Source organism: Streptomyces inhibens (genome assembly GCF_003389455.1).
Taxonomy (GTDB): domain Bacteria; phylum Actinomycetota; class Actinomycetes; order Streptomycetales; family Streptomycetaceae; genus Streptomyces; species Streptomyces inhibens.
The window spans coordinates 1-1,264 of sequence record NZ_QUAC01000281.1 but is presented as its reverse complement, the minus strand read 5'-3'; the positions used below and the strand labels follow the sequence as shown (position 1 = coordinate 1,264).

The following is a 1,264-nucleotide window of genomic DNA, read 5'->3' as shown; positions in this document are numbered from 1 at the left end:
GGCCACCGCGGCGGCCACGGCGGCGGCGAGGGCCGGCCGGCCGAGGCCGGCGGCGACCCGGCGTACGTCGAGGGCGACGACCGCACGGAGGGCGCGCCCTATATAAGAGGCACCGGTCGCAGTCAGACACTGGTGGACGCCGATCGCGCCCTGCACCAGGGCGAGCAGCACCATCGCCCCGGCCACCGCCCGGAAGCCCCGGGCGCCGCGCAGCGTGGACGCCGGCGCGCCCGCGCTCATCTGTCCTCCAGCCGGAACAGCCGGGCCACCGTGCGCAGCATGATCCGGATGTCCTGCCACAGCGACCAGCTGTCGATATAGAGGTTGTCGAAACGGGCCCGGTCCTCGATGGAGGTGTCACCGCGCAGCCCGTGCACCTGGGCAAGTCCCGTGATGCCCGCCGGCATCCGGTGCCGGGCGCCGTACTCGGCGTAGCTCCGGGTGAACTGCTGGACGAGGAAGGGGCGCTCCGGGCGCGGTCCGACCAGGCTCATCTCGCCCCGCAGGACGTTCCACAGCTGCGGCAGTCCGTCCAGCGAGGTACGCCGCAGCAGCCGGCCGACCCGGGTCGTCCGGCCGTCGTCCGCCACGCTCCACCGCGTGGCCGCCTCGTGCGCGTCGCAGGGGGGCAGCGTGCGGAACTTCAGCAGGGTGAAGCTGCGGCCGCCGCGGCCGATACGTTCCTGCCGGAAGATCACCCCCGGCCCGTCGCCGAGCCGTACCGCCAGCGCGCAGCCCAGCAGCACCGGGGCCGCGGCCACCAGCGCGAGCGCGGCCAGCACGATGTCCAGTGCCCGCTTGACCCAACTGCCGTGCCGTGGCGGTGCGGTGTCCAGTGGCCGGCAGGCGAAGCCCCACAGGTGGTCGGGGTCCGGATGCGGCGGGCGGCCCTCGCGGGCGGCCGCGGCGCCGGCCAGCCAGATGGCCGAGCCCTGGTCGATGAACCGGCGCAGCAGCGCGGAGGTGTGCGGGTCGCCGTACGGCGGCAGTGTGAACACCGCGTCCCGCACGGTGTGCTGGATGACGGCCCGGGTGATGTCCTGGGCGGAGGTGAGCCGCGGCAGCGGCAGTCCGGTGCCGGCCGGGGGCGCGTCGGGCACGGCGGGCAGCATCGACGCCGGCGTGACCAGGCCCACCGGGCGCATCCCGTACTCGGGGTGGGCGTGCAGTACGGCGGCGAGCTGCCGCGCGGCCGGGTCGGTGCCGACGATCAGCGCCGCGCGGGGTGTGCGGCGGGCGGCGCCGCGGCGCGCCCGGTAGACCG

The 1,264-nt window shown here is 76.0% G+C and carries 1 protein-coding gene and 1 pseudogene; both read right to left on the bottom strand.

Annotated features, from left to right (window positions below; all coding sequences use genetic code 11):
- Window positions 1-240 (bottom strand): annotated as a pseudogene (locus DY245_RS32880) (O-antigen ligase family protein); the annotation flags it as partial.
- The coding region (locus DY245_RS32875) for an exopolysaccharide biosynthesis polyprenyl glycosylphosphotransferase (RefSeq protein WP_128510825.1) at window positions 237-1,264 on the bottom strand (1,028 nt) is incomplete at its 5' end. The pseudogene DY245_RS32880 and the gene DY245_RS32875, both read right to left, overlap by 4 nt.